This window comes from Lentzea roselyniae, from assembly GCF_039537795.1.
GTDB lineage: Bacteria > Actinomycetota > Actinomycetes > Mycobacteriales > Pseudonocardiaceae > Lentzea > Lentzea atacamensis.
Genome location: NZ_BAABBE010000133.1, coordinates 1 through 853 on the forward strand (window position 1 = coordinate 1; position 853 = coordinate 853).

An 853-nucleotide genomic window follows, 5' to 3' on the forward strand; every position below is an offset into this window, starting at 1 on the left:
ACTGCGAGAGCAGCTGGGCGCAGCGGATCAGGCCCAGGTGCGAGTACGCCTGCGGGTGGTTGCCCAGCGAGCGCTCGGCCACCGGGTCGTACTCCTCCGGCAGCAGGCCCGTGGGGCCCGCGGCCGCGACGATCTGGCCGAACAGCTCCTCTGCCTCCGTGCGGCGACCGGTGAGCAGGTAGGCCTCGATCATCCACGCCGCGCACAGGTGGAAACCGCCCTCGTCGCCCGGCAGGCCGTCGTCGCGGTGGTAGCGGTAGACGGTCGAGCCCGAGCGCAGCTCCGCCTCGATCGCGGTCACCGTGGACTGGAACCGCTCGTCGGCCGGGTCGATCAACCCCGACAGGCCGACGAAGAGCGAGGCCGCGTCCAGGTCGTCGCCGTCGTAGGCCGTGGTGAACGACTGGACCTCGTCGTTCCAGCCGTTCTTCAGCACGTCCGTGGCGATCGTGTCGCGCAACGGCACCCACGACGGGTCCAGCTCGCGGCCGAACTGCTCGCCGAGCTTGATCGCGCGGTCGATCGTCAGCCAGCACATGACCTTCGAGTACACGTGGTGGCGCGGCGCGTGCCGCTCCTCCCAGATGCCGTGGTCCGGCTCGTGCCAGCGCCGGGAGACGGCCTCCGCCATCGCCTGGACCATCTTCCAGTCCTGGTCCGACAGCGCGCCACGCGCCGATGCCAGCTGCACGACGAGGTCGACCACCGGGCCGAACACGTCGAGCTGCACCTGCTGGTTCGCGAGGTTGCCGACGCGCACCGGACGCGAACCCGCGTAGCCCGGCAGCGTGTCGATCACGGCCTCGGCGCCGAGCTGCGTGCCGTGCAACGTGTACAGCGGGTGCAGGCGCTC

At 71.0% G+C, this 853-nt stretch carries 1 protein-coding gene; it reads right to left on the bottom strand.

The annotated features are described in order from the left end of the window. On the bottom strand, nt 1–853 hold an 853-nt coding region (locus tag ABFX45_RS46195), incomplete at both ends, for a glycoside hydrolase family 15 protein (RefSeq protein ID WP_346137429.1).